The sequence below is a fragment of the Otariodibacter sp. genome (genome assembly GCF_029256985.1).
In the GTDB taxonomy this organism is placed as follows: domain Bacteria; phylum Pseudomonadota; class Gammaproteobacteria; order Enterobacterales; family Pasteurellaceae; genus Otariodibacter.
This window is the reverse complement of sequence record NZ_JARIDQ010000002.1, coordinates 18,385-41,068: the sequence shown is the minus strand read 5'-3', so window position 1 is coordinate 41,068 and position 22,684 is coordinate 18,385. Positions and strand designations below refer to the sequence as shown.

Here is a 22,684-nt window from a genome sequence, read left to right as displayed (position 1 = left end):
TAATACAATATCTTAGTCTCTTTACTAACTACTCAATATTTATTTAATTATGAGCAATAAAAAAGGATTGCAACAGCAATCCTTTTTTTTTATATAAAAAGCAAAAGCTACTTCGCATCAGCTTCTGTATCAGCAACAGATTCTCCTAAACCAGAATCTGTTTTTTGTTCCGGAGATTCTGATTTTTTATTCTCTTCAGAAGAAGCTGAAGATGGAGGAGTATTTGTACTATCATTGTTATTATTCCATCCAGCTGGATCACCAACAGGTTTACGTTCCATCAGGTTTTGAATTTGTGGTTTATCAATGGTTTCATATTTTATCAATGCATCTTTCATTGCATGTAAAATATCCATATTATCCACTAAAACTTGTCTTGCTCGCTCATAGTTACGATCAATGATTTTACGAACTTCTTCATCAATCAGTTGAGCTGTTGCTTCAGATACAACTTTCGGTGCACCAAAACCTTCTTCTTCTTTATAAAGAATTGGGCCTAGATGTTCAGAGAATCCCCATTCTGTAACCATTCGACGAGCAATGCTTGAGGCAACTTGGATATCGCTTGATGCACCTGTTGAGATATTTTCTTTACCATAAATAAGCTCTTCCGCTAAACGACCACCATAGGTACTTGCAAGTTTACCTTCTAATTGTTTATGGCTAATACTGATTTGATCGCCTTCTGGTAGGAAGAAGGTTACACCTAACGCTCGACCACGAGGTACAATGGTTACTTTGTGTACAGGGTCATGTTCTGGCATTAAATATCCAACAATAGCGTGTCCTGCTTCATGATATGCTGTTGATATTTTTTGCTCATCAGTCATGATCATTGAACGACGTTCTGGACCCATATTGATTTTATCTTTTGCTTTTTCAAAATCATTCATGGTAACGACACGTTGGTTAGCACGAGCAGAGAATAATGCTGCTTCATTAACTAAGTTTGCAAGTTCTGCTCCAGAGTAACCTGGTGTACCACGGGCGATAATCATTGGATCGACATCGGGTGCAATAGGTACTTTACGCATATGTACTTTTAGAATTTGCTCACGACCTTTAACATCTGGTAATCCAACCATAACTTGACGGTCAAAACGACCTGGACGAGTTAAAGCATTATCAAGTACATCTGAACGGTTTGTTGCAGCGATAACAATCACACCTTCAGAACCTTCAAAACCATCCATTTCTACAAGCATTTGGTTAAGCGTTTGTTCACGTTCATCGTGACCACCACTAAATCCTGCACCACCACGTTTACGGCCCACTGCATCAATTTCATCAATAAAGATGATACAAGGCGCATTTTTCTTTGCTTGTTCAAAGAGATCACGTACACGTGAAGCACCGACACCAACGAACATTTCTACAAAATCGGAACCTGCCATGGTAAAGAAAGGTACTTTTGCTTCACCTGCAATTGCTTTAGCTAAAAGTGTTTTACCTGTTCCTGGTGGACCTACCATTAAAATACCTTTAGGAATTTTACCGCCTAATTTTTGGAATTTAGATGGATCACGTAAAAAATCGACGACTTCTGCAACTTCTTCTTTTGCTTCATCACAACCTGCTACATCAGAAAATGTCGTTTTAATTTGATCAGGTGCTAGCATTTTAGCCTTACTTTTACCAAAGCTCATTGCTCCACCTTTACCACCACCTTGCATTTGACGCATGTAGAATACCCAGAAACCAATAAGAAGTAACATGGGGAACCATGAAATTAAAATCTGAGCAAGTAAGCCTCGGCGTTCAGCTGGCTCACCAATTACTGTGACATTTTTATTCAATAAGTCATTAAGTAAATCTTTATCATACATAGGCATGACAGTTTGATACTCTGAACCATTGGATTTCGTTACGGTTATTGTTTCATCATTAGCTTTAAAATCAACCGATTTTAAGCGATTTTCTTTTAAGTCATTGATAAAGGTTGAGTATTCAACAGTATCATTACTACCGAAACTAGAATTAAAACCTTGGAATGCTGTCATTAGTGTGATAGCAATTACAGCCCAAAGCAAAATATTTTTTAACATATCGTTCAAGGTTATCCCTCTTTTTACTAAAAAAATCTTATCAAGGTTACTATAAATTCAAAAGATATGCCAACTATCCTTTATTTATCTATTGACCTTTGTAACCCGTTGCAACAATATAAACTTCTCGAGAACGTCCTCTAGAAGCTTCTGGCTTACGAACCTTTACTACATTGAAAAGTGAGCGAATCTCTCTTAAGTATTCATCAAATCCTTCACCTTGGAAAACTTTGACAACAAAACTTCCTTTAGTTGCAAGAACTTGTTTGCACATATCTAATGCTAATTCGACTAGATACATCGCTCTAGGGATATCAACCGAAGGCATTCCACTAAAATTAGGTGCCATATCTGACATAATAACATCAACTTTTGCTTCTCCTACTCGTTCCAATAAGGCATTTAAAACACTTTCTTCACGAAAATCACCTTGTAGGAAATCGACACCAGCGATGGGATCCATATCTAAAATATCACAAGCGATAACACGCCCTTTTCCACCAATTTGAGTGACAACATATTGTGACCAACCACCTGGAGCTGCGCCTAAATCGACAACAGTCATGCCTTGTTTAAATAAACGGTCACTTTTTTGAATTTCATCTAATTTGAAATAAGCACGAGAACGTAATTTTTGTTTATGTGCTTTTTGGACGAACTGATCTTTAAAATGTTCTGCAAGCCACCGAGATGAACTTGCACTCCGTTTTTTACCCATGTGATTCCTTTGATATTTACTTAGTAGATTATAATAAGACTGAAATACTTTATTTCAAGAGAAAACTTAAAAATTTATCCTATTAATGTAATTATATTTTTTACAAAAACTATACTAATCCTACCGCTTATATTTCCCGTTAGCCCAAATTTTCGCTATAATCAACCCGTTTTGCTTGTGAAAGCATATTTCAGAATTTCTTATAAGGAGTAATTTATGGGCTTTTTAGCTAATAAGCGTATTTTAATTGCAGGTGTTGCAAGTAGCCGTTCTATTGCTTATGGTATTGCAAAAGCAATGTATCGTGAAGGCGCAGAACTTGCATTTACTTATCAAAATGACAAATTAAAAGCACGTGTTGAAGAATTTGCCGCAGAGTTTGGTTCAAACATCGTTATTCCATGTGATGTGGGTACTGATGAAAGTATTGTTGAATGTTTTAAACAATTAGCAACTCATTGGGATAAATTTGATGGTTTTGTCCACTCAATCGCTTATGCCCCAGCAGACCAGTTAGATGGTGATTATGTTGATGCGGTAAATCGTGAAGGTTTTCGTATTGCCCATGATATTAGCTCATATAGCTTTGTTGCAATGGCAAAAGAAGCACGTCCAATGCTAAATAAAGGATCTGCATTAGTAACTTTAACTTATTTAGGTGCTGAGCGTGCAATCCCTAACTACAACACTATGGGCGTAGCAAAAGCTTCATTAGAAGCGAATACTCGCTTTATGGCACAATCTTTAGGTAAAGATGGTGTACGTGTTAATGCAATTTCAGCAGGCCCAATTCGTACATTAGCAGCATCTGGTATCAAAAACTTCAAGAAAATGTTGGCAGCTTGCGAAGCAGTAACACCAATTAGACGTACTGTAACCATTGATGATGTTGGTAATGCCGCGGCTTTCTTATGTTCTAACCTTGCCTCAGGTATTTCTGGTGAAGTTGTGCATGTAGATGGTGGCTTTAATATCGTTGCTATGCCTGAATTAGGCGACGAATAATTTCCTTTCCCTTAACTACGGAAAATTGATGATTTTTAAAGAAACAAGCGGTAAGATCATTTTGTTAAAATGCAATTTTCTTTTATCGTATCTAAAAAATTGTTAGTTTTCCGTGGTCACTTTTGAGTAAAAATAATGTTTCAAAATAACCCCCTATTAGCACAACTTAAGCAACAAATCGAAGCTAGCAAAGAATATGTAGAAGGTACCGTAAAAGCATCTGATAAAAGTTATGGTTTTCTTGAATGTGATAAAGAGACTTTCTTTATTCCGCCTCCAGAAATGAAAAAAATTATGCACGGGGATAAAATTCGTGCTTCCGTAAAACGTGATGGAGATAAAGCTCAGGTCGAAGTTGATTCGTTAATTGAACCTATGCTAAATCGCTTTATTGCTCAGGTTAAATTTAATAAAGAGGGGAAATTACAGCTTTCAGTTGATCATCCCAACATTAAATTATTAATTCCAGCCAATACAAACAAAAAAATCACTGAAAAATTGGCAGAGAATGATTGGGTTGTTGCACAATTAAAAAATCATCCATTAAGGGATGATCGCTTTTTCTTCGCACAAGTTACGCAATTTATTTGTAAAGGCGATGATAACTTTGCACCTTGGTGGGTAACCCTTGCTAAACATGAGCAACCAAGAGAAGCAGTAAAAGGCGAAGCAGAATATCATCTACATGATGAGTTAGAACGTGAAGACTTAACAAATTTATACTTTACGACTATTGACTCGCCAAGTACACAAGATATGGACGATGCACTCTATATCGAACCAATTAAGCAAGGTGAAGAACAATCAGGCTGGCGTTTAGTGGTTGCGATTGCGGATCCAACTGCCTATATCCCAGAAAATTCAAATATTGAAAAAGCAGCTCGCCAACGTTGCTTTACTAACTACTTACCGGGCTTCAATATTCCAATGTTACCTAGAGAACTATCAGATGAGCTTTGTTCGTTAGTTCCAAATGAAAAGCGTCCTGCATTAGTGGCTTATATTGAAACAGATCTGTCTGGCGAAGTGGTTTCTGAACCGAAATTTACCTCTGCTTGGGTAGAATCTAAGGCTAAATTGGCTTATAACGATGTTTCTGATTTTATTGAAGGTAATGAAAATCATTGGGTACCGGAAAATGAAGAAACAAAACAACAAATTGAATGGTTACATCAATTTACTCAAGCTCGCATGAACTGGCGTGCGAAAAATGCCGTTATTTTTAAAGAGCAAGGCGATTATTCTTTTGAATTAAATGAAGATGGTTCAGTGCGTGATATTCATGTTGAATTCCGTCGTATTGCCAATCAAATGATTGAAGAGTCAATGATCCTTGCGAATATCTGTGCTGCACAATATTTGGATAAATATGCACACAAAGGTATTTTTAATACCCATGCGGGCTTTGATCCTAAAAACTTAGAATCGGTTAAAAAATTCCTACTCGATACTTTAGCAACTGATGAAAATCGTGATGAATTAGCAGAACGTTATTCAGTTGAGCGTTTAGCAACCTTGGAAGGTTACTGTGCAATGCGTCGTGATATTGATAAATTCCCAGAAAGCTTCCTCGATATGCGTTTACGTCGTTATCTCACTTTTGCTGAGTTTAAAGCACAATCTGCACCGCATTTAGGCTTAGGGATTGAATATTATGCGACTTGGACGTCACCAATCCGTAAATATGGTGATATGGTGAATCATCGTTTAATTAAACAAATTTTAGCGAATAAAGAGGTGAGTTCAGTAGAAGACTCTATCTTGACTCGTTTACAAGAAGCCCGTAAGCAAAATCGTATGGTCGAACGTGATATCGCCGATTGGTTATACTCCCTTTACCTTGCTCCACTGGTGGAAAAAAATGTTGAGTTTGATTGTGAAATTCAAGATGTTTCTCGTGGCGGGTTAAGAGTTAAAGCATTAGAAAATGGGGCATCTATATTTATTCCATTCTCTTCTTTACATAATAATAAAGATGAAATGCAATTTAATGTTGAAGATATGGCGCTATACATTAAGGGCGAGAAAACCTATCAAATTGGGCAAGCAATTCGAGCTAAATTGAAAGAAGTTAGAATAGAAACTCGTTCAATTATTGGCGAATTATTGGTGTAAAGTTAGTGTAACTAAGCGGTGAGTTCCGTTTAGTATTTTGCAAATAATGAGAGAAAATCATGGCGACCTATATTATTGGTGATTTACACGGCTGTTTTGAGGAATTTCAACGATTGCTTGATAAAGTACAGTTTGATCCTCAAGTTGATGAATTATGGCTAACGGGTGATATTATTGCACGAGGAAAGGATTCATTATCGTGCCTACGTTTTGTCAAAGAGCTGGGGTCACGAGCTACAATGGTATTAGGTAACCATGATTTGCATTTGTTATCTACTTTGCAAGGTCTTAAAAGGGTTAAGCCTAGAGATAATTTAGATGCGATTTTTAATGCAGATGATCGTGAAGAATTGCAAAATTGGTTACGCAACCAACCGCTTGTAGCTCAGCATCCTGAGCATAAATTTTTGCTCGCCCACGCAGGGATTAGCCCTGAATGGCAAGATGTTTCGACTATTTTTGAATGTGCCAAAGAAGTTGAAGCTATTTTGCAAGGTGATAAGTTTAAATGTTTGCTCGAACAAATGTATGATGCTCAACCTGATCGTTGGTCGCTAGATTTAAAGGGGATTGAACGTTGGCGGTACACCATTAATTCTCTCACGAGAATGCGTTTTTGTTATACAGATAAGCGGTTAGATTTTGAGTGCAAATTACCAGTTGAACAAGCCCCAAGTGAATTAAAACCTTGGTTTGAATTGGATAATCCCTTGTATCAATCTGAAAAGATTATATTTGGGCATTGGGCTAGTTTAATTGGTTATCAAACACCTAAAAATATTTACGCATTAGACACAGGCTGTGTTTGGGGTAATTATTTAACAATACTACGATGGGAAGATCAGCAAATTTTTACACAAAAAAGTTTGCACAAATTCTCTTGATATTTACCGAATTGAACTTATATAAGTACCATAATTGAACGAATTGTGGAGCTTTTTATTTGCATCCTTTTTGTCTTGCTTATTATTTATTAAATAAAAATAATAAATTAAAATTTTAATAAATTATTTCGTTTTATCCCTTGAAATCCATCTCAATTCCCCAATTTATATCAACGTAAACGAATCCTATATGATGATTAGGATATAACCGAATCAAATATCGAGGTAATTATGAATATTGATAGATTTACCAGTAAATTTCAAACAGCGATTGCTGAAGCACAATCATTAGCAATTGGAAAAGATCATGCTTACATTGAACCTGTGCATCTATTATTTTCCTTGTTAAAGCAAAATGATGGTTCGATCTCACCGTTATTTACCACGTTGAATGTACAACCAGAAAAATTAGTACATGAATTAGAAAGTATGCTTAACCGCTTACCACAGGTGCAAGGGACAGATGTTCAACCATCACAACAACTTATTCGCTTGTTAAATCAATGTGATAAGTTAGCACAACAATTTGGTGATAGCTTTATTTCATCTGAATTATTTGTGTTAGCCGCATTAGATGATAATGGCGATTTAGGTAAATTATTAAAGAATTTGGGACTAACAAAAGAGAAAGTTAGTAATGCGATCCTGCAAATTAGAGGAGGGGAGAGCGTGAATAGTCAAAATGCAGAAGAAACTCGACAAGCACTTCAAAAATATACAATTGATCTAACCGAAAGAGCAAGAAGCGGTAAGTTAGATCCAGTTATTGGTCGAGATGAAGAGATCCGTCGTACAGTACAAGTCTTACAACGTCGTACCAAAAATAACCCAGTGTTAATTGGTGAACCGGGTGTCGGTAAAACAGCAATTGTGGAAGGGTTAGCACAACGTATTGTAAATAATGAAGTTCCGGAAGGTTTAAAAAATAAACGTGTTCTTTCTCTTGATATGGGAGCATTAATTGCGGGAGCAAAATACCGTGGTGAGTTTGAAGAACGTTTAAAAGCCGTATTGAATGAATTAGCTAAAGAAGAAGGACAGGTTATTCTCTTTATTGATGAAATTCATACTATGGTTGGTGCAGGCAAAACAGATGGAGCAATGGATGCAGGTAACTTATTAAAACCATCTTTGGCTCGTGGTGAATTACACTGTGTGGGTGCAACCACTCTTGATGAATATCGTCAATATATCGAAAAAGATGCGGCGCTAGAACGTCGTTTTCAAAAAGTGTTTGTAGATGAACCGACAGTTGAAGATACCATTGCGATTTTACGTGGTTTGAAAGAACGTTATGAAATTCACCATCACGTACAAATTACTGACCCAGCAATTGTGGCAGCAGCAACGCTTTCACATCGTTATATTAGTGATCGTCAATTACCAGATAAAGCGATTGACTTGATTGATGAAGCGGCATCAAGTGTCAGAATGGAAATTGATTCTAAACCAGAGCCTTTAGATCGTTTGGAACGCCGTATCATCCAATTAAAATTGGAACAACAAGCGTTACAAAAAGAAGATGATGAAGCAAGCCGTCAAAGACTTGCAAAATTAAATGAAGATCTCGCAGCTCGTGAGCGTGAATATGCTGAACTTGAAGAAGTTTGGAAAGCAGAAAAATCAACATTGCTTGGTACACAACATATCAAGGAAGCACTTGAAGATGCTCGTTTGAAAATGGAACAAGCTCGCCGTGAAAGTAATTTTGAAAAAATGTCAGAGTTACAATATGGCGTAATTCCAAGTTTAGAAAAACAATTATCGGAAGCTGAAAAACACGAAAGTGAAGATACTGGAATGCAGTTATTGCGTACTCGTGTAACAGATGAAGAAATTGCTGAAGTGCTTTCTCGTGCAACAGGTATTCCTGTGGCAAAAATGATGGAAGGCGAGAAAGAAAAACTACTCAAAATGGAAGAAGTTTTACATAAACGTGTGATTGGACAAAGTGAAGCGGTTGATGCTGTAGCAAATGCTATTCGTCGTAGTCGTGCTGGATTATCTGATCCGAATCGCCCAATTGGTTCGTTCTTATTCTTAGGACCAACAGGGGTAGGTAAAACTGAATTGAGTAAAACATTAGCAAATTTCTTGTTTGATAGTGAAGATGCGATGGTACGTATTGATATGTCTGAGTTTATGGAAAAACACAGTGTATCTCGTCTTGTTGGTGCGCCTCCGGGTTATGTTGGTTATGAAGAAGGTGGTTATTTAACCGAAGCAGTTCGTCGTCGCCCATATTCTGTCATTTTATTAGATGAAGTGGAAAAAGCGCATCCTGATGTATTCAATATTTTATTACAAGTATTGGATGATGGACGTTTAACTGACGGACAAGGAAGAACAGTCGATTTCAGAAATACAGTGGTTATTATGACTTCAAATTTAGGTTCACAATTGATTCAGGAAACTGCACAAGATATGAACTATACTGAAATGAAAAAAGTTGTAATGTCTGTGGTTGGACAACATTTCCGTCCAGAATTTATCAACCGTATTGATGAAACAGTGGTATTCCACCCACTTGATAAAGCGAATATTCGTGCCATTGCAAGTATTCAATTGGATCGCTTAATTAAACGTATGGCTGAGCATGGTTATAGTGTGACAGTAACAGATGCAGCACTTGATCATATTGGTGAAGCTGGTTTTGACCCATTATTTGGTGCAAGACCACTTAAACGTGCAATTCAGCAATCCCTTGAAAATCCATTAGCACAACAAATTTTATCTGGTAGCTTATTACCAAATAAACCTGTGGTAGTGGATTATCGAGATGGAAAATTCATTGCAGAAAATAACTAAATGATTGAAGTTTAATCATGTGGAGTGTTTTTGTTGCTTGACTTTCAATTTGAATGCGAGCAAAATCATTAACAATTTTTTAATATTAATTTAATCTTCAGGGCAGGGTGAAATTCCCGATCGGCGGTAAAGTCCGCGAGCGAAATGGTACTTTGTAAGAGTACAATTGAGCAGGAACTGGTGAAATTCCAGTACCGACAGTATAGTCTGGATGGAAGAAGAGAATAGCAAACGAAATCACCGTGTATAAGCGGTGGTTTCCGTTCATCTTTTTGCAAAAGCCTTGGGATCTTACGATTTCAAGGCTTTTTTCATAAATCAATTTACACCCTTATTGGGTGTAGATTCGACTATTTATGACCATTCCATTTATGGCATTTTTTGCCTGCCCGCTTAATTTTTTGATACCTATGACAGATTTTGATTATATGGCACGAGCCATTGAACTTGCAGAACAAGGAAGAGGATGGACAAACCCAAATCCTTTAGTGGGCTGTGTGATCGTAAAAAACGGCAAGATTATTGCGGAAGGTTATCACGAACGAGTAGGCGAATGGCACGCAGAACGCAATGCCATTCTTCGTTGTGAAGAAGATATTACGGGAGCTACAGCTTACGTTACTCTTGAACCTTGTTGTCATCATGGACGTACACCACCTTGCTCTGATTTATTAATTGAGCGTGGCATTAAAAAAGTTTTTATTGGTTCACGTGATCCTAACCCTCTAGTTTCAGGTAAAGGTGCTAATCAATTGCGCCAAGCAGGCATTGAAGTGATTGAAGATTTTATGCAAGAAGAGTGTGATCAGCTTAATCCAATCTTTTTTCACTATATCCAAACAAAATGCCCTTACGTGTTACTTAAATATGCAATGACAGCAGATGGCAAAATCGCCACAGTAACAGGTGAATCTAAATGGATTACAGGAGAATCTGCTCGTCAAAATGTACAGAAAACACGGCATCAATACAGTGCCATTATGGTTGGGGTGGAAACCGTATTAGCAGACAATCCATTATTGAATAGCCGAATGTCAAATGCAAAACAACCAGTACGTATTGTATGTGATTCTCAGCTAAGAACACCACTCGATAGTCAGTTAGTACAAACGGCACAACAATTTCCAACAGTGATTGCGACTATCTCTACTGATATTAAGAAAATTGAGCAATTCCAAAGTTTTGGTGTGCAAGTATTGCAATGTAATGCACAAAACAAGCGGGTAGATTTGCCCGATCTTTTGCAAAAATTGGGCGCAATACAGATCGATAGTTTATTGATTGAAGGTGGCTCTCAACTTAATTTTAGTGCGTTAGAGAGTGGCATTGTTAATCGAGTACATTGTTATATCGCACCTAAATTATTTGGTGGCAAAACAGCGAAGACGCCAATTGGTGGTGAAGGGATTGGTGATATTTCACAAGCGGTAAGATTAACGCTGAAATCTACCGAATTAATCGGTGAAGATATTTTATTAGATTTCGAAGTTTTATAACTTATTGATTTTATAAATTGTTTCTTTATTAGAAAGGAATGTGAGGAAAAAGTTATGTTCACAGGTATTATTGAAGAAGTGGGTAAAATCGCTCAGATTAAGAAATCAGGCGAATTTGCTGTTATCACAATTAAAGCTTCAAAAGTGTTAGAGGATGCGCATTTAGGCGACAGTATTGCCGTCAATGGTGTTTGTTTAACGGTAACTTCTTTTAGTGGAAATCAATTTACCGCTGATGTGATGTCAGAAACACTTAAGCGTACTTCGTTAGGTGATCTTCAAATTGATAGTCCCGTAAATTTAGAACGTGCAATGGCAGCTAATGGACGTTTTGGTGGGCATATTGTCTCTGGGCATATTGATGGTACAGGACAAGTGGTTGAGATCACACCTGCTAATCACTCTATATGGTATCGCATTAAAACTTCATCAAAATTAATGCGTTACATCATTGAAAAAGGGTCGATTACTATTGACGGAATTAGCTTGACGGTGGTGGATACAGATGCTGAAAGTTTTCGTGTTTCCATTATTCCCCACACGATTAAAGAAACCAATTTAGGGTCTAAAAAGGTAGGCAGTATCGTGAATTTAGAAAATGATATTGTCGGCAAATACATTGAGCAGTTTTTAATGAAAAAAGCTCCAGAAGAACCTAAAACAGAAATTACTCAAGCTTTCTTAGAAAAAGTTGGGTTTTAATCAATAAAGTAATTATGGCGTACAGACCATTATTTACGTATTTAATTTAAAGGAAGAGAAGATATGTTTCAATTTTCAACAGTAGAAGAAGCATTAAAAGCAATTGCAGAAGGCAAAATTATTTTAGTGTCTGATGATGAAGATCGTGAGAATGAAGGCGATTTTATTTGCGCAGCAGAGTTTGCTACACCAGAAAATATTAACTTTATGGCTACTTATGGAAAAGGATTAATTTGTACTCCGATTTCACAAGATTTGGCGGATAAATTAGAGCTTCATCCAATGGTATCGAAAAATACAGATAATCATGAAACAGCATTTACTGTTGCGATTGATCATATTGACACAAGCACTGGTATTTCAGCATTTGATCGTTCCCATACAGCATTAAAGATGGTGGATGACAATGCTAAACCAAGTGATTTTCGTCGTCCAGGACATATGTTTCCACTTGTTGCAAAAGAAGGTGGAGTATTAGTTCGTAATGGACATACGGAAGCAACAGTAGATCTAGCTCGTTTGGCGGGTTTAAAACCAGCAGGCTTATGTTGTGAAATTATGGCAGAGGATGGCACGATGATGACTATGCCGAAATTACAAGAGTTCGCTACTAAGCACAATATGCCATTTATTACGATTGCACAGTTACAAGAGTATCGTCGTAAGTATGATAGCTTAGTAAAACCAGTGTCAGTGGTAAAAATGCCAACTAAATATGGCGAATTTATGGCGCATAGTTTTGTTGAAGTGATTTCAGGTAAGGAACACGTTGCATTAGTTAAAGGCGATATTGGTGATGGTGAAAATGTGTTAGCCCGTATCCATTCTGAATGTTTAACTGGCGATGCGTTCGGTTCACAACGATGTGATTGTGGTCAACAATTTGCAGCAGCGATGACACAAATTGAAAAAGAAGGCAGAGGAATGGTGCTTTATTTGCGTCAAGAAGGTCGTGGTATTGGATTAATTAATAAGTTACGTGCTTATGAATTACAAGATAAAGGCTTAGATACTGTGGAAGCGAACGTCGCTTTAGGTTTTAAAGAAGACGAAAGAGAATATTACATTGGAGCTCAGATGTTCCAAGCATTAGGCGTCAAATCTATTCGTTTACTCACGAATAACCCAAAAAAAATTGATAGTTTGAAACACCAAGGTATGAATATTGTTGCTCGTGAACCTATTATCGTAGAACCAAATAAAAACGATATTAATTATCTAAGAGTAAAACAGATCAAAATGGGGCATATGCTTAATCTGTAGTTTAGGGTGGGCAGTAAATTTAGGTATTAAACTATAGAGAGTTTATCTATAAATCAATTTCAGCAGTTTAAAAACAGTATTAATCAATTATTCAAGGAGTCAAAAATGGCAAAAATTACAGGTAACTTAGTCGCAACAGGATTAAAATTTGGTATCGTTACAGCACGTTTCAACGATTTTATTAACGATAAGTTATTGGGCGGAGCAATCGATACTTTATTGCGTCACGGTGCATCAGAAGCAGATATTGATACAGCTTGGGTTCCCGGTGCATTTGAGATTCCTCTTGTAGCTAAGAAAATGGCAGAAAGTAAAAAATATGATGCAGTAATTTGTTTAGGTACAGTTATTCGTGGCTCAACAACCCATTATGATTATGTTTGTAACGAAGCTGCAAAAGGTATTGGTGCAGTTTCTCTACAAACTGGCGTACCAGTGATGTTTGGTGTATTAACAACAGAAAGTATCGAGCAAGCAATTGAGCGTGCAGGCACAAAAGCAGGTAACAAAGGTGCAGAATGTGCATTAGGCGCAATTGAAATGGTTAATGTATTGAAAGCACTTTAAGATTTATTATTTTTTTATATGAATAAAAATGAGTGGTTTATAGGATCACTCATTTTTCTTTATCTGCTAGCTATTAGAAACGAATTTCAGCAGATAGGCTACAGTTTCTGCTGGGAGCATAGAAGCGTTCAAGATGTTGGTTTTCATTGTTAGTATCAACAGAATTTATTGCGCTACGATAATTTATATCTTTTAATGTATCTCAAGTATGATATTTTCTTATTAAATAGATTGTATATGCTTGCATGTAATATGATATTTTTAGGTTAAAAATATCAAATATATAAGATAATCTTCATTAACTTATCTTTCTAAGCTAATAAAACTATTTCTGTTAATAAGGACAGTTTCCTTTGATGGATTTACTTGATCTGTTTTTAAATGTAGAGGTACAAGAACAACTAGTTTTGAAAGATTGAGATTCTACTGTCTCATGATCATATCTTAGACAAACCATTGATGAAAATATATCATTTCAATATATGTTATCTGTTAGTATGATTTTATATTGTTTAACTTTTGCTATCTTTGTGTTAATTCATAGAAGTATTCATGTGTATATTTGAATTTTTATCTACTGCTTGAAATACTAATTTTTTTGGTTATTCAGCAAAAATATTATTACAATAACCTAATATAAGAAATGTAAAGGAAGGCAGCTTTATAAAGGAATAATTTCTATAATTTTGAAGCGTTATAGCGAGTTATTACTATTTTTGATTGAGGAAGATCATAATTAAAAGATCAAATGAAAAGTGTTTATATTTTATTGTAATCTTACTAATTCATTATGTTACAAGCGGTTAGATTTTACTTTTTTTTTGCAAATAATTTTAGACCTAATAAATATTAGGTTGTAGAATAAGGAATTAGAACAATCCGCTAAAAAGGTATGTAAATGGAAAATAAAAAACTATCTAAAGCACTAGATACTATTGATTTTAAAATTCTTAATGAGTTACAGCGAAATGGAAAGATCTCTAATATTGAATTATCTAAAAGAGTAGGATTATCACCTACACCATGTTTAGAACGTGTTAAACGTTTAGAAAAACAAAATGTAATAATGGGGTATAGGGCATTACTTAATCCTGATTTATTGTCTGCTCCTTTATTAGTAATTGTTGAAATTACTCTTGTTAGAGGTAAACCCGATGTTTTTGAAAAATTTAATGAGGCTGTTCAGCAATTAGATGAAATCCAAGAATGCCATTTAGTATCGGGAGATTTTGATTATCTGCTAAAAACGCGTGTTGCGGATATGGCAGCTTATCGGCAATTACTTGGCACAACATTATTGCGTTTACCTGGTGTAAATGACACAAGAACTTATGTTGTAATGGAAGAAGTTAAACAGACTAATTATTTGCAGTTAAAATAAGGGAAGAATGTGATCAAACGTTTAAAAGGTAGAGAAAATTTAATTAAATTTTTCTTACTATTAGTTATCGCTTTTGGTATTTATTTAATTGTGGCATGGGCGAGTTATAGCCCTTTGGATAATGGCTGGTCAGTCGCAAGTAGCCTTACTGATAAAACATTAAATAAAGCAGGTACGTTAGGTGCATGGGAGATTGATATCCTCTTTTCTATGTTTGGACAGATAGCCTTTCTCGTACCTTTTGGATTAACCTTTGTACCCATTTATTTATTAGTGACTCGTGAAAGTGAATCTATATCATGCAAAGGTATCTTTTTATGGAGTATTAGTTTTTTCTTTTTACTTTTAGGGTTATCTGGATTGTTTAGTGTATTGTTTTCTGATACTGCTTACTATCTTTCAGGTGGGTTTGTTGGAGGTATGCTCACTCATTTATTTGATAATGTACTAGGGATCTTTGGAGTATTACTCTTTTCTGCTATTTTTACTGCTATTGGTTTTTATTTTTGTTCAGGTAAAGTATTAATTGATCTTGCCATTCAGCTTTATGATTGGGTTATGCAAGGTAATAAAGATAAATATCATCCTGTATTTGATAAAAATAAAAAAGAAAAAGAACAAGTTAATCGAAATACTACTGAGACTGTATGTAACCAAGAGAAGCAAGTACAAGAAGCTATTCAGGATAAGTTTAAATTTACAGATGTATCAACTTTTGCACGTCCTAATATTACAGGTTTAACAGCTGAGCGAAAGGTTTTTAAGGATGAGCAAGAGAGGAATGACATCATATTTGATAAACCTGAATTTGAAATTTCATTACCTAGAGTAAGTATGCCTGAATCTAATAACCCAAGACAGCAGTCTCTACCAATCGAAGCAGAAGAATATAATTATAAAAATGAGGAAGAGGTATATATTTCTCAAACCTCTATTCCTAAAGTAAGATTAGAACCTAATTTGGAGATTGAACAGAATAGCGATACAGATGTTAAACAAAAGATTGCTAATATAGAATCCAAACCGCATTTAACCGCAAATGATTCTCCTTCATTTATGCAGAAAATGATGCCTCCACATGTTTCTGCTGAATTTGTTGAGCCTATTGTAGAACAAGCAGAGCAAGAAGTAGATAATATCCAAGATATAACAAAAAAAACAACATACCCTAAAGGGTATGGTAAAAGTTTAATTCATCCATTACTAGAGAAAAAGAAACATCTAGCTAAGCCGACTACGCCAATGCCAACGATTGATTTACTGACAACTCAATCAAGTGATGCCCCTCCGATTACAGAGAGAGAAATCTTGGATACTTCAAGTAGAATTACTCAAGAATTAGCAAATTTTGGGGTAAAAGCGACAGTAGAAGATGTGCTTATTGGACCTGTTGTTACTCGGTATGAAATTAAGCCTGCTGCCGGGGTTAAAGCATCAAAGATTATGAACTTGGGGAGCGATCTTGCTAGAGCATTAATATTTGATGCGATTCGTATTACTGAAGTTGTACCTGGTAAGCCTTATATGGGTATTGAAACCCCAAATCGTCATAGGGATACCGTATGGCTCAAAGACGTGTTGGCTAGTGATGAATTTACTCAAACTAAGGCAATTTTACCGATGGCATTAGGTAAAGATATTAGTGGTAAATCTATTGTTGTTGATATGGCAAAAATGCCTCATTTATTAGTAGCTGGTCAAACAGGAGGCGGAAAATCAGTAGGGATTAATACTATGATTTTGAGCTTGCTGTATAAACTTACGCCAGAGCAAGTTCGCTTTATTATGATTGACCCTAAAGTGGTTGAGCTTTCAGTATATGAAGATATCCCTCATTTGCTTACACCTGTTGTAACGGATATGAAAAAAGCAGAAAATGCGTTACGTTGGGCTGTGGAAGAAATGGAGCGGCGGTATTTACTGGTAAGTAGTCTAAGTGTACGTAACATTGAGGGCTATAATGATAAAATTAGACAAGCAGATGAAATGCAATTGCCTATCCCTAACCCATTATGGAAACCGGGTGACACAATGGATGAGTTACCTCCTCCACTAGAAAAGCTGAGCTATATCGTACTTATTGTTGATGAATTTGCTGATTTGATGATGTCTGCAGGTAAGCAAGTTGAAGATCATATTATGCGCATTGCTCAAAAGGCAAGAGCAGTGGGGATTCACCTTATTTTAGCTACACAACGACCATCAACTGATGTAATTACAGGGGTGATCAAAGCAAATATTCCAAGTCGAATCGCCTTTACAGTGGCAAGCCAAATCGATTCACGTACTATTTTAGATAAAGGCGGAGCAGAGTCTTTATTGGGACGAGGCGATATGCTTTATTCTGCTGCTGGAAGCCCTGATATTGTACGTGTACATGGTGCCTTTATGACGGATGCGGATGTGCAACGAGTGGCAGACGATTGGCGTGCAAGGGGTAAACCTCATTATATTGAAAGCATTGTTGAATCAAATGATGAAAATAGTGCAACGGGAGAAGGTATGACAGGTGATTTAGATCCTTTATTTGATGAAGTGGTTCAATATGTTATTGATACAGAAATTACATCAATTAGTAACATTCAACGACGCTTTTCGGTTGGGTTTAATCGCGCAGCTAGAATCGTGGATCAACTAACTGCTCAAGGTATTTTATCTGAACCAGATAATAAAGGAAAACGTGAGATCTTGGCGAGATAGCCATAAGCGGTCTGTTTGATTGAATATTTTACAAAATAGAGATAACTATGCGATTAGATAATGATAAAGAAAGCCAAAATATTGAAGACAGAAGAGGGCAACGGTACAGAGGTGGAGCGAGTAAGAGAAAAATCAGTGTAATAGGCTTTATCATTTTATTGATTGGCGCTTATTATGGAGTAGATTTATCTGGTATTGTTGGAACAGATCTTCAATCAAATTATCAAAGTAAATCAATAAATGAGAGATCTTCAGAAGAGGAACAATCTCTAGATATGCTAGCTCGTAAAGTGCTTTACACAACTGAACGAATTTGGGGACGTTTTTTTCAAGAAAATGGTATGATTTATCATGAACCTACGCTGGTGCTTTATCAAGGTGCGACTCAAACTGCTTGTGGAGTAGGACAATCAGTAATGGGGCCTTTCTATTGCCCAATCGATCAAAAGATATATTTAGATCTTTCCTTTTATGAGGATATGAAATATCAATTAAAAGCTTCTGGGGATTTTGCTTTTGCGTACGTTATTGCTCATGAAGTAGGGCATCATGTACAGCAACAGTTAGGTATTACACAAAAAACTCAGGTAGCACAGCATTCTGCAAGAAATAAAATTGATGCAAATAAAATTTCTGTTAGTGTTGAATTACAAGCTGATTGCTTTGCTGGTGTTTGGGGACATCAAATTCAACAAGAAGGGAAACTTGAGTCAGGAGATGTTGAAGAAGCCTTTTTAGCTGCAGAGGCTGTAGGTGATGATCGATTGCAACAACAGAACCAAGGCAGAGTTATTCCTGATAGTTTTACTCATGGTACATCAAAACAACGATTGGAATGGTTTCAAAAAGGTTTACAAGCTGGTGATCCTAATGTTTGTCAAATTTGAATAGATAATTTGGTAAATTACCAGTATTTAAGGAAATAAAATTTTTAAGGAATGTGCATGATATATAAAAATGATGATATAAGAATTAATAATATTGAGGAATTATTACCTCCAGTTGCACTATTAGAACTTTTCCCCGCAAGTGATATTGCTGTAGAAACAGTTGCTAACACTCGGAGATCGATACAAAAAATTTTACATGGGGAAGATGATAGATTATTAGTCATTATTGGTCCTTGCTCAATTCACGATTCAGAGATTGCGATTGAATATGCTAAAAAAATTAGAATGGTACGTAACAACCCAAAAATTAGGAAAAATTTAGAAGTTGTTATGAGAGTTTATTTTGAAAAACCAAGAACGACAGTCGGTTGGAAAGGATTAATTAATGATCCATACTTGAATGAAACTTTTTCATTAAATGATGGATTAAAGATTGCACGAAAATTATTATCTGATATTAATAATCTTACTGTACCAGCAGCTGGTGAGTTTCTAGATATGATTACTCCACAATATGTTGCTGATTTTATGAGTTGGGGCGCAATAGGTGCGAGAACGACTGAATCACAGGTTCATAGAGAACTTGCTTCTGGTTTATCTTGCCCAGTTGGATTTAAAAATGCAACAAATGGTAGTGTAAAAATAGCTATTGATGCTATTGGTGCTGCTGAAGCTCCTCATCACTTCTTATCTGTAACCAAATTTGGACATTCTGCTATTGTTTCGACTGATGGTAATCCAGATTGTCACATTATTCTTCGAGGTGGCGAGAATGGAACAAATTATGATGCAGAGTCAGTGAAAAAGGCATGCTTAGCAATCGAAAAATCAGGTCGTCGTCCGCATGTAATGGTTGATTATAGTCATGCCAATAGTCAAAAACAGTATAAACGCCAATTACTAGTGAATGATTCAGTTTGTGAACAAATTTCATCGGGATCTTTTTCTATTTCAGGGGTAATGATTGAAAGCCACTTAATTGAAGGTCGCCAAGATTTAGTGGATGGAAAGGCTTTAACGTATGGGCAAAGTATTACTGATGCTTGTATTAGTTGGCAAGATAGTGAAGAAGTCTTATTCAAATTAGCTGATGCAGTAGAGCAACGTCGTAAATTTAAATAATTAGATAATAAAATATGAAAACAATTTTAGCTATAGATACGGCAACAGAAGCTTGTTCGGTTGCTCTCAACTATAATAATCGTCAAATAGTATTAAATGAGTTAAGTCCAAGAACACATACTCAACGTATTCTACCTATGGTAGATGAATTATTGCAACAAGCAGAAATTTCATTGAAGGAGATCGAAGCTTTGGCTTTTGGGCGAGGACCAGGAAGTTTTACTGGTGTCCGAGTTGGAGTGGGAGTTACTCAAGGACTTGCTTTAGGAGCAGAACTACCTGTTATTCCCGTTTCTAATTTGTTGATGATGGCAGAAGAAGCTTATCAGCGACTAAATAAAACTGAAGTGATTGCATTAATCGATGCCAGAATGAATGAAGTCTACTTTGCCCAATTTAGCCGTAATGATGAGGGAGAGTGGAGTGAATTAGTTGCCGAACAAGTTTGTTCGCCAGAGAAAGCGATCGAAAAAATGCAATTAGACCGCAATGCCGTAGTTGTTGGTACTGGATGGGCTGCATATTCGCAATTTAAAGCAGAAAACCTGCCACTTGTGATTACAGATATTACTTTACCTTCTGCACAATTTATGCTGAGTTTAGCTGAGCAAGCGCTAGAAAAAGGCTCGGTTAAATCGGCATTAGAAATTGAACCGATCTATTTGAGAAATGAGGTTACTTGGAAAAAGTTACCACATAAAGTATAAAAGATTTAACTCAATTTGATATCTTACTTTTAAGTAGAGGATCTACCAGATATATTTTGAGTTTAATTGGTATAATGGACAAAAGGCATAGAAAACAAAAGAAGGGAAATTTTTATTTTCTATGCCGAATAGACAAAATATAGGTCTTAGTTATTTTTAATTGGATTCCAAAAGCCTAACTTCAACTCATCTGACTAGATTTTATTTACAATTTTTTATTTTAATACATCTCTATGAAAGAAGTTCACGTAAAGCTGATCCAATATCGGCTAAACTTCTAACTGTTTTAACTCCAGCAGATTCAAGTGCTGCAAATTTTTCATCAGCAGTACCTTTCCCACCACTAATAATTGCACCAGCATGCCCCATACGTTTACCTTTAGGCGCGGTAACTCCAGCAATATAACTAACAACTGGTTTAGTCACATTATTTTTGATAAAGGCTGCAGCTTCCTCTTCTGCACTTCCACCAATTTCACCAATCATTACAATTGCTTCTGTTTCTGGATCTTCTTGGAATAATCTTAGAATATCAATGAAACTTGATCCAGGAATAGGATCGCCACCAATACCCACGCAAGATGACTGACCAAATCCTTCATCTGTTGTTTGTTTTACAGCTTCATAAGTTAGTGTACCTGAACGAGATACAATACCAATCTTACCTTTTCTGTGAATGTGACCTGGCATAATACCGATTTTACATTCGTCAGGGGTAATCACACCCGGGCAGTTAGGTCCAATCATTCGTACTCCAGTAGTATTTAATTTCTCTTTAACTTGAAGCATATCAAGAGTTGGAATACCTTCGGTGATACAAATAATTAATTGGATCCCTGCATCAATTGCTTCTAAAATAGCATCCTTACAGCCAGGAGCGGGGACATAAATAACAGTTGCTGTTGCACCCGTTGATTCAACAGCTTCTCTTACTGTATTGAAAACAGGTAATCCTAAATGTGTTGTTCCACCTTTACCTGGTGAAACTCCACCAACTAATTGTGTGCCATAATCAATCGCTTGTTGTGAATGGAAGGTGCCTTGTCCACCAGTGAAACCTTGGCATATTACTTTAGTATCTTTGTTAATTAAAATAGCCATTATTTTTCCTCCGCTGCTTTTACAGCTTGGATAGCTGCATCAGTTAATGTTTTCGCCGCAATAATATTTAGCCCACTGTTAGCTAGAATTTCTCTACCTAACTCTGCATTATTACCTTCTAGTCTTACAACAACAGGAATGCTTACCCCTACTTCATTAACGGCTGCAATAACACCATCCGCAATTAAATCACAGCGAACAATGCCTCCAAAGATATTTACAAGTACAGATTTTACAGTTTTATCAGATAAGATAATTTTAAATGCTTCGGCAACACGTTCTTTTGTTGCTCCACCTCCAACATCTAGGAAGTTAGCCGGCATTCCACCATGTAGTTTTACTATATCCATTGTGCCCATTGCAAGACCAGCACCATTTACCATACAACCAATATTGCCATCTAATGCTACGTAATTTAATTGGTGTGATTCAGCTAAAGCCTCACGAGGATCTTCCTGACTTGGATCTTGCATTGCTATTAATTCTGGGTGGCGGTAAAGAGCATTATTATCAATAACTATTTTTGCATCTAAACAAAGTAAATCATCTTCTTTAGTGATAACAAGAGGATTTACTTCTAGTAGAGCAAGATCTTTATCTACAAACATTTTCGACATTTGAGTGAAAATATGGGTAAATTGTTTGATTTGATTACCTTTTAATCCAAGTTTAAAAGCAAGTTCTCTTGCTTGGTAAGGCATTCCGCCCACTGATGGATCAATGGCAACTTTATGTAATAATTCAGGCGTTTTTTCTGCAACTTCTTCAATATTAACACCGCCTTCCGTTGATACCATAAATACAACACGTTGAGACGTACGATCAATCACTGCACCTAAATAAAGTTCTTTAGCAATATTTAAACCTTCCTCTATGTAAATTTGATTAACGGGTTGCCCTTGAGTATCCGTTTGGAAAGTTACAAGACGTTTACCTAACCACTGTTCAGTAAAACTGCGAACTTCATCTTCATTATGAACGAGTTTTACGCCACCAGCTTTGCCACGTCCTCCTGCATGAACTTGGCATTTAGCTACCCAAAGGTTTCCACCTAATTTTTTGATCGCTTCTGCCGCTTCATCAGCATTTTTACACGTATAACCCTTACTTACAGGTAGATTATATTCAGCAAAAATTTGCTTAGCTTGATATTCGTGTAAATTCATAAATAAGATTCCTC

General features: G+C 36.2%; 17 protein-coding genes and 1 riboswitch. Of the genes, 13 read left to right on the top strand and 4 right to left on the bottom strand.

All coding sequences use genetic code 11. The features are described 5' to 3' along the window. Positions 1-107 precede the first annotated feature (107 nt). Positions 108-2,045 carry an ATP-dependent zinc metalloprotease FtsH gene (ftsH, locus tag Q1J40_RS00195; protein ID WP_301097982.1) on the bottom strand — a complete coding sequence of 646 codons (1,938 nt, stop codon included), beginning with the start codon at positions 2,043-2,045 and terminating at the stop codon, positions 108-110. An 88-nt stretch (positions 2,046-2,133) separates the two neighbouring features. Continuing rightward, positions 2,134-2,763 (bottom strand): 23S rRNA (uridine(2552)-2'-O)-methyltransferase RlmE, encoded by a 630-nt coding sequence (rlmE, locus tag Q1J40_RS00190; RefSeq protein WP_301097981.1) that lies wholly within the window; start codon positions 2,761-2,763, stop codon positions 2,134-2,136. Positions 2,764-2,979: 216 nt separating this feature from the next. On the opposite strand from rlmE, the gene fabI reads away from it, so the two are divergent. The 13 genes from fabI to tsaB all read left to right on the top strand — a co-directional run bounded on the left by fabI (position 2,980) and on the right by tsaB (position 20,403). Beyond that, positions 2,980-3,768, top strand: a complete 789-nt coding sequence (fabI, locus tag Q1J40_RS00185; protein WP_301097980.1) for an enoyl-ACP reductase FabI — start codon at positions 2,980-2,982, stop codon at positions 3,766-3,768. Positions 3,769-3,903: 135 nt separating this feature from the next. Continuing rightward, complete coding sequence (locus Q1J40_RS00180) at positions 3,904-5,883, top strand: exoribonuclease II (protein ID WP_301097979.1); 1,980 nt, start codon at positions 3,904-3,906, stop codon at positions 5,881-5,883. Positions 5,884-5,942: 59 nt separating this feature from the next. Further along, positions 5,943-6,767, top strand: coding sequence for a bis(5'-nucleosyl)-tetraphosphatase (symmetrical) ApaH (gene apaH, locus Q1J40_RS00175; protein ID WP_301097977.1), 825 nt, complete (start codon positions 5,943-5,945; stop codon positions 6,765-6,767). A 231-nt stretch (positions 6,768-6,998) separates the two neighbouring features. Beyond that, the gene (gene clpB / locus Q1J40_RS00170; protein ID WP_301097976.1) at positions 6,999-9,575 is read left to right on the top strand and encodes an ATP-dependent chaperone ClpB; all 2,577 of its coding nucleotides are present in this window, start codon (positions 6,999-7,001) and stop codon (positions 9,573-9,575) included. An 89-nt stretch (positions 9,576-9,664) separates the two neighbouring features. Further along, positions 9,665-9,802, top strand: a riboswitch (FMN riboswitch). A 183-nt stretch (positions 9,803-9,985) separates the two neighbouring features. Continuing rightward, complete coding sequence (ribD, locus tag Q1J40_RS00165; RefSeq protein ID WP_301098029.1) at positions 9,986-11,071, top strand: bifunctional diaminohydroxyphosphoribosylaminopyrimidine deaminase/5-amino-6-(5-phosphoribosylamino)uracil reductase RibD; 1,086 nt, start codon at positions 9,986-9,988, stop codon at positions 11,069-11,071. A gap of 54 nt (positions 11,072-11,125) precedes the next feature. After that, entirely contained in the window at positions 11,126-11,773 is a 648-nt protein-coding gene (locus Q1J40_RS00160) for a riboflavin synthase (protein WP_301097974.1), read from the top strand. A gap of 63 nt (positions 11,774-11,836) precedes the next feature. Beyond that, a complete protein-coding gene (locus Q1J40_RS00155) occupies positions 11,837-13,036 on the top strand; it encodes a bifunctional 3,4-dihydroxy-2-butanone-4-phosphate synthase/GTP cyclohydrolase II (RefSeq protein WP_301097973.1) in 1,200 nt (399 codons plus the stop codon). Positions 13,037-13,141: 105 nt separating this feature from the next. Beyond that, complete coding sequence (gene ribH, locus Q1J40_RS00150) at positions 13,142-13,603, top strand: 6,7-dimethyl-8-ribityllumazine synthase (protein ID WP_301097971.1); 462 nt, start codon at positions 13,142-13,144, stop codon at positions 13,601-13,603. Positions 13,604-14,501: 898 nt separating this feature from the next. Further along, on the top strand, positions 14,502-14,984 hold the full coding sequence (gene lrp, locus Q1J40_RS00145; RefSeq protein WP_301097969.1) for a leucine-responsive transcriptional regulator Lrp: 483 nt from the start codon (positions 14,502-14,504) through the stop codon (positions 14,982-14,984). A gap of 9 nt (positions 14,985-14,993) precedes the next feature. After that, positions 14,994-17,684: a DNA translocase FtsK gene (locus Q1J40_RS00140; protein WP_301097967.1), complete on the top strand. Its 2,691-nt coding sequence runs from the start codon at positions 14,994-14,996 to the stop codon at positions 17,682-17,684. A gap of 47 nt (positions 17,685-17,731) precedes the next feature. Then, complete coding sequence (ypfJ, locus tag Q1J40_RS00135; protein ID WP_301097966.1) at positions 17,732-18,571, top strand: KPN_02809 family neutral zinc metallopeptidase; 840 nt, start codon at positions 17,732-17,734, stop codon at positions 18,569-18,571. Positions 18,572-18,628: 57 nt separating this feature from the next. Beyond that, positions 18,629-19,696 carry a 3-deoxy-7-phosphoheptulonate synthase AroG gene (gene aroG, locus Q1J40_RS00130; RefSeq protein WP_301097965.1) on the top strand — a complete coding sequence of 356 codons (1,068 nt, stop codon included), beginning with the start codon at positions 18,629-18,631 and terminating at the stop codon, positions 19,694-19,696. Between the two features lie 14 nt (positions 19,697-19,710). Further along, positions 19,711-20,403: a tRNA (adenosine(37)-N6)-threonylcarbamoyltransferase complex dimerization subunit type 1 TsaB gene (gene tsaB / locus Q1J40_RS00125; protein ID WP_301097963.1), complete on the top strand. Its 693-nt coding sequence runs from the start codon at positions 19,711-19,713 to the stop codon at positions 20,401-20,403. 231 nt (positions 20,404-20,634) lie between these two features. On the opposite strand, the gene sucD is transcribed toward tsaB, so the two are convergent. Then, complete coding sequence (gene sucD, locus Q1J40_RS00120) at positions 20,635-21,504, bottom strand: succinate--CoA ligase subunit alpha (RefSeq protein ID WP_301097962.1); 870 nt, start codon at positions 21,502-21,504, stop codon at positions 20,635-20,637. Then, on the bottom strand, positions 21,504-22,670 hold the full coding sequence (gene sucC / locus Q1J40_RS00115) for an ADP-forming succinate--CoA ligase subunit beta (protein WP_301097961.1): 1,167 nt from the start codon (positions 22,668-22,670) through the stop codon (positions 21,504-21,506). Before sucC ends, sucD begins: the two co-directional genes overlap by 1 nt. Positions 22,671-22,684: the final 14 nt, after the last annotated feature.

Bases quoted from the DNA above. Each gene is read 5' to 3' on its own strand.
- sucC (WP_301097961.1), bottom strand. From the start codon at position 22,670: ATGAATTTACACGAATATCAAGCTAAGCAAATTTTTGCTGAATATAAT.
- tsaB (WP_301097963.1), top strand. From the start codon at position 19,711: ATGAAAACAATTTTAGCTATAGATACGGCAACAGAAGCTTGTTCGGTT.
- ypfJ (WP_301097966.1), top strand. From the start codon at position 17,732: ATGCGATTAGATAATGATAAAGAAAGCCAAAATATTGAAGACAGAAGA.
- Q1J40_RS00180 (WP_301097979.1), top strand. From the start codon at position 3,904: ATGTTTCAAAATAACCCCCTATTAGCACAACTTAAGCAACAAATCGAA.
- sucD (WP_301097962.1), bottom strand. From the start codon at position 21,504: ATGGCTATTTTAATTAACAAAGATACTAAAGTAATATGCCAAGGTTTC.
- Q1J40_RS00160 (WP_301097974.1), top strand. From the start codon at position 11,126: ATGTTCACAGGTATTATTGAAGAAGTGGGTAAAATCGCTCAGATTAAG.
- ribD (WP_301098029.1), top strand. From the start codon at position 9,986: ATGACAGATTTTGATTATATGGCACGAGCCATTGAACTTGCAGAACAA.
- ribH (WP_301097971.1), top strand. From the start codon at position 13,142: ATGGCAAAAATTACAGGTAACTTAGTCGCAACAGGATTAAAATTTGGT.
- rlmE (WP_301097981.1), bottom strand. From the start codon at position 2,763: ATGGGTAAAAAACGGAGTGCAAGTTCATCTCGGTGGCTTGCAGAACAT.
- Q1J40_RS00155 (WP_301097973.1), top strand. From the start codon at position 11,837: ATGTTTCAATTTTCAACAGTAGAAGAAGCATTAAAAGCAATTGCAGAA.
- fabI (WP_301097980.1), top strand. From the start codon at position 2,980: ATGGGCTTTTTAGCTAATAAGCGTATTTTAATTGCAGGTGTTGCAAGT.
- aroG (WP_301097965.1), top strand. From the start codon at position 18,629: ATGATATATAAAAATGATGATATAAGAATTAATAATATTGAGGAATTA.
- apaH (WP_301097977.1), top strand. From the start codon at position 5,943: ATGGCGACCTATATTATTGGTGATTTACACGGCTGTTTTGAGGAATTT.
- lrp (WP_301097969.1), top strand. From the start codon at position 14,502: ATGGAAAATAAAAAACTATCTAAAGCACTAGATACTATTGATTTTAAA.
- ftsH (WP_301097982.1), bottom strand. From the start codon at position 2,045: ATGTTAAAAAATATTTTGCTTTGGGCTGTAATTGCTATCACACTAATG.
- clpB (WP_301097976.1), top strand. From the start codon at position 6,999: ATGAATATTGATAGATTTACCAGTAAATTTCAAACAGCGATTGCTGAA.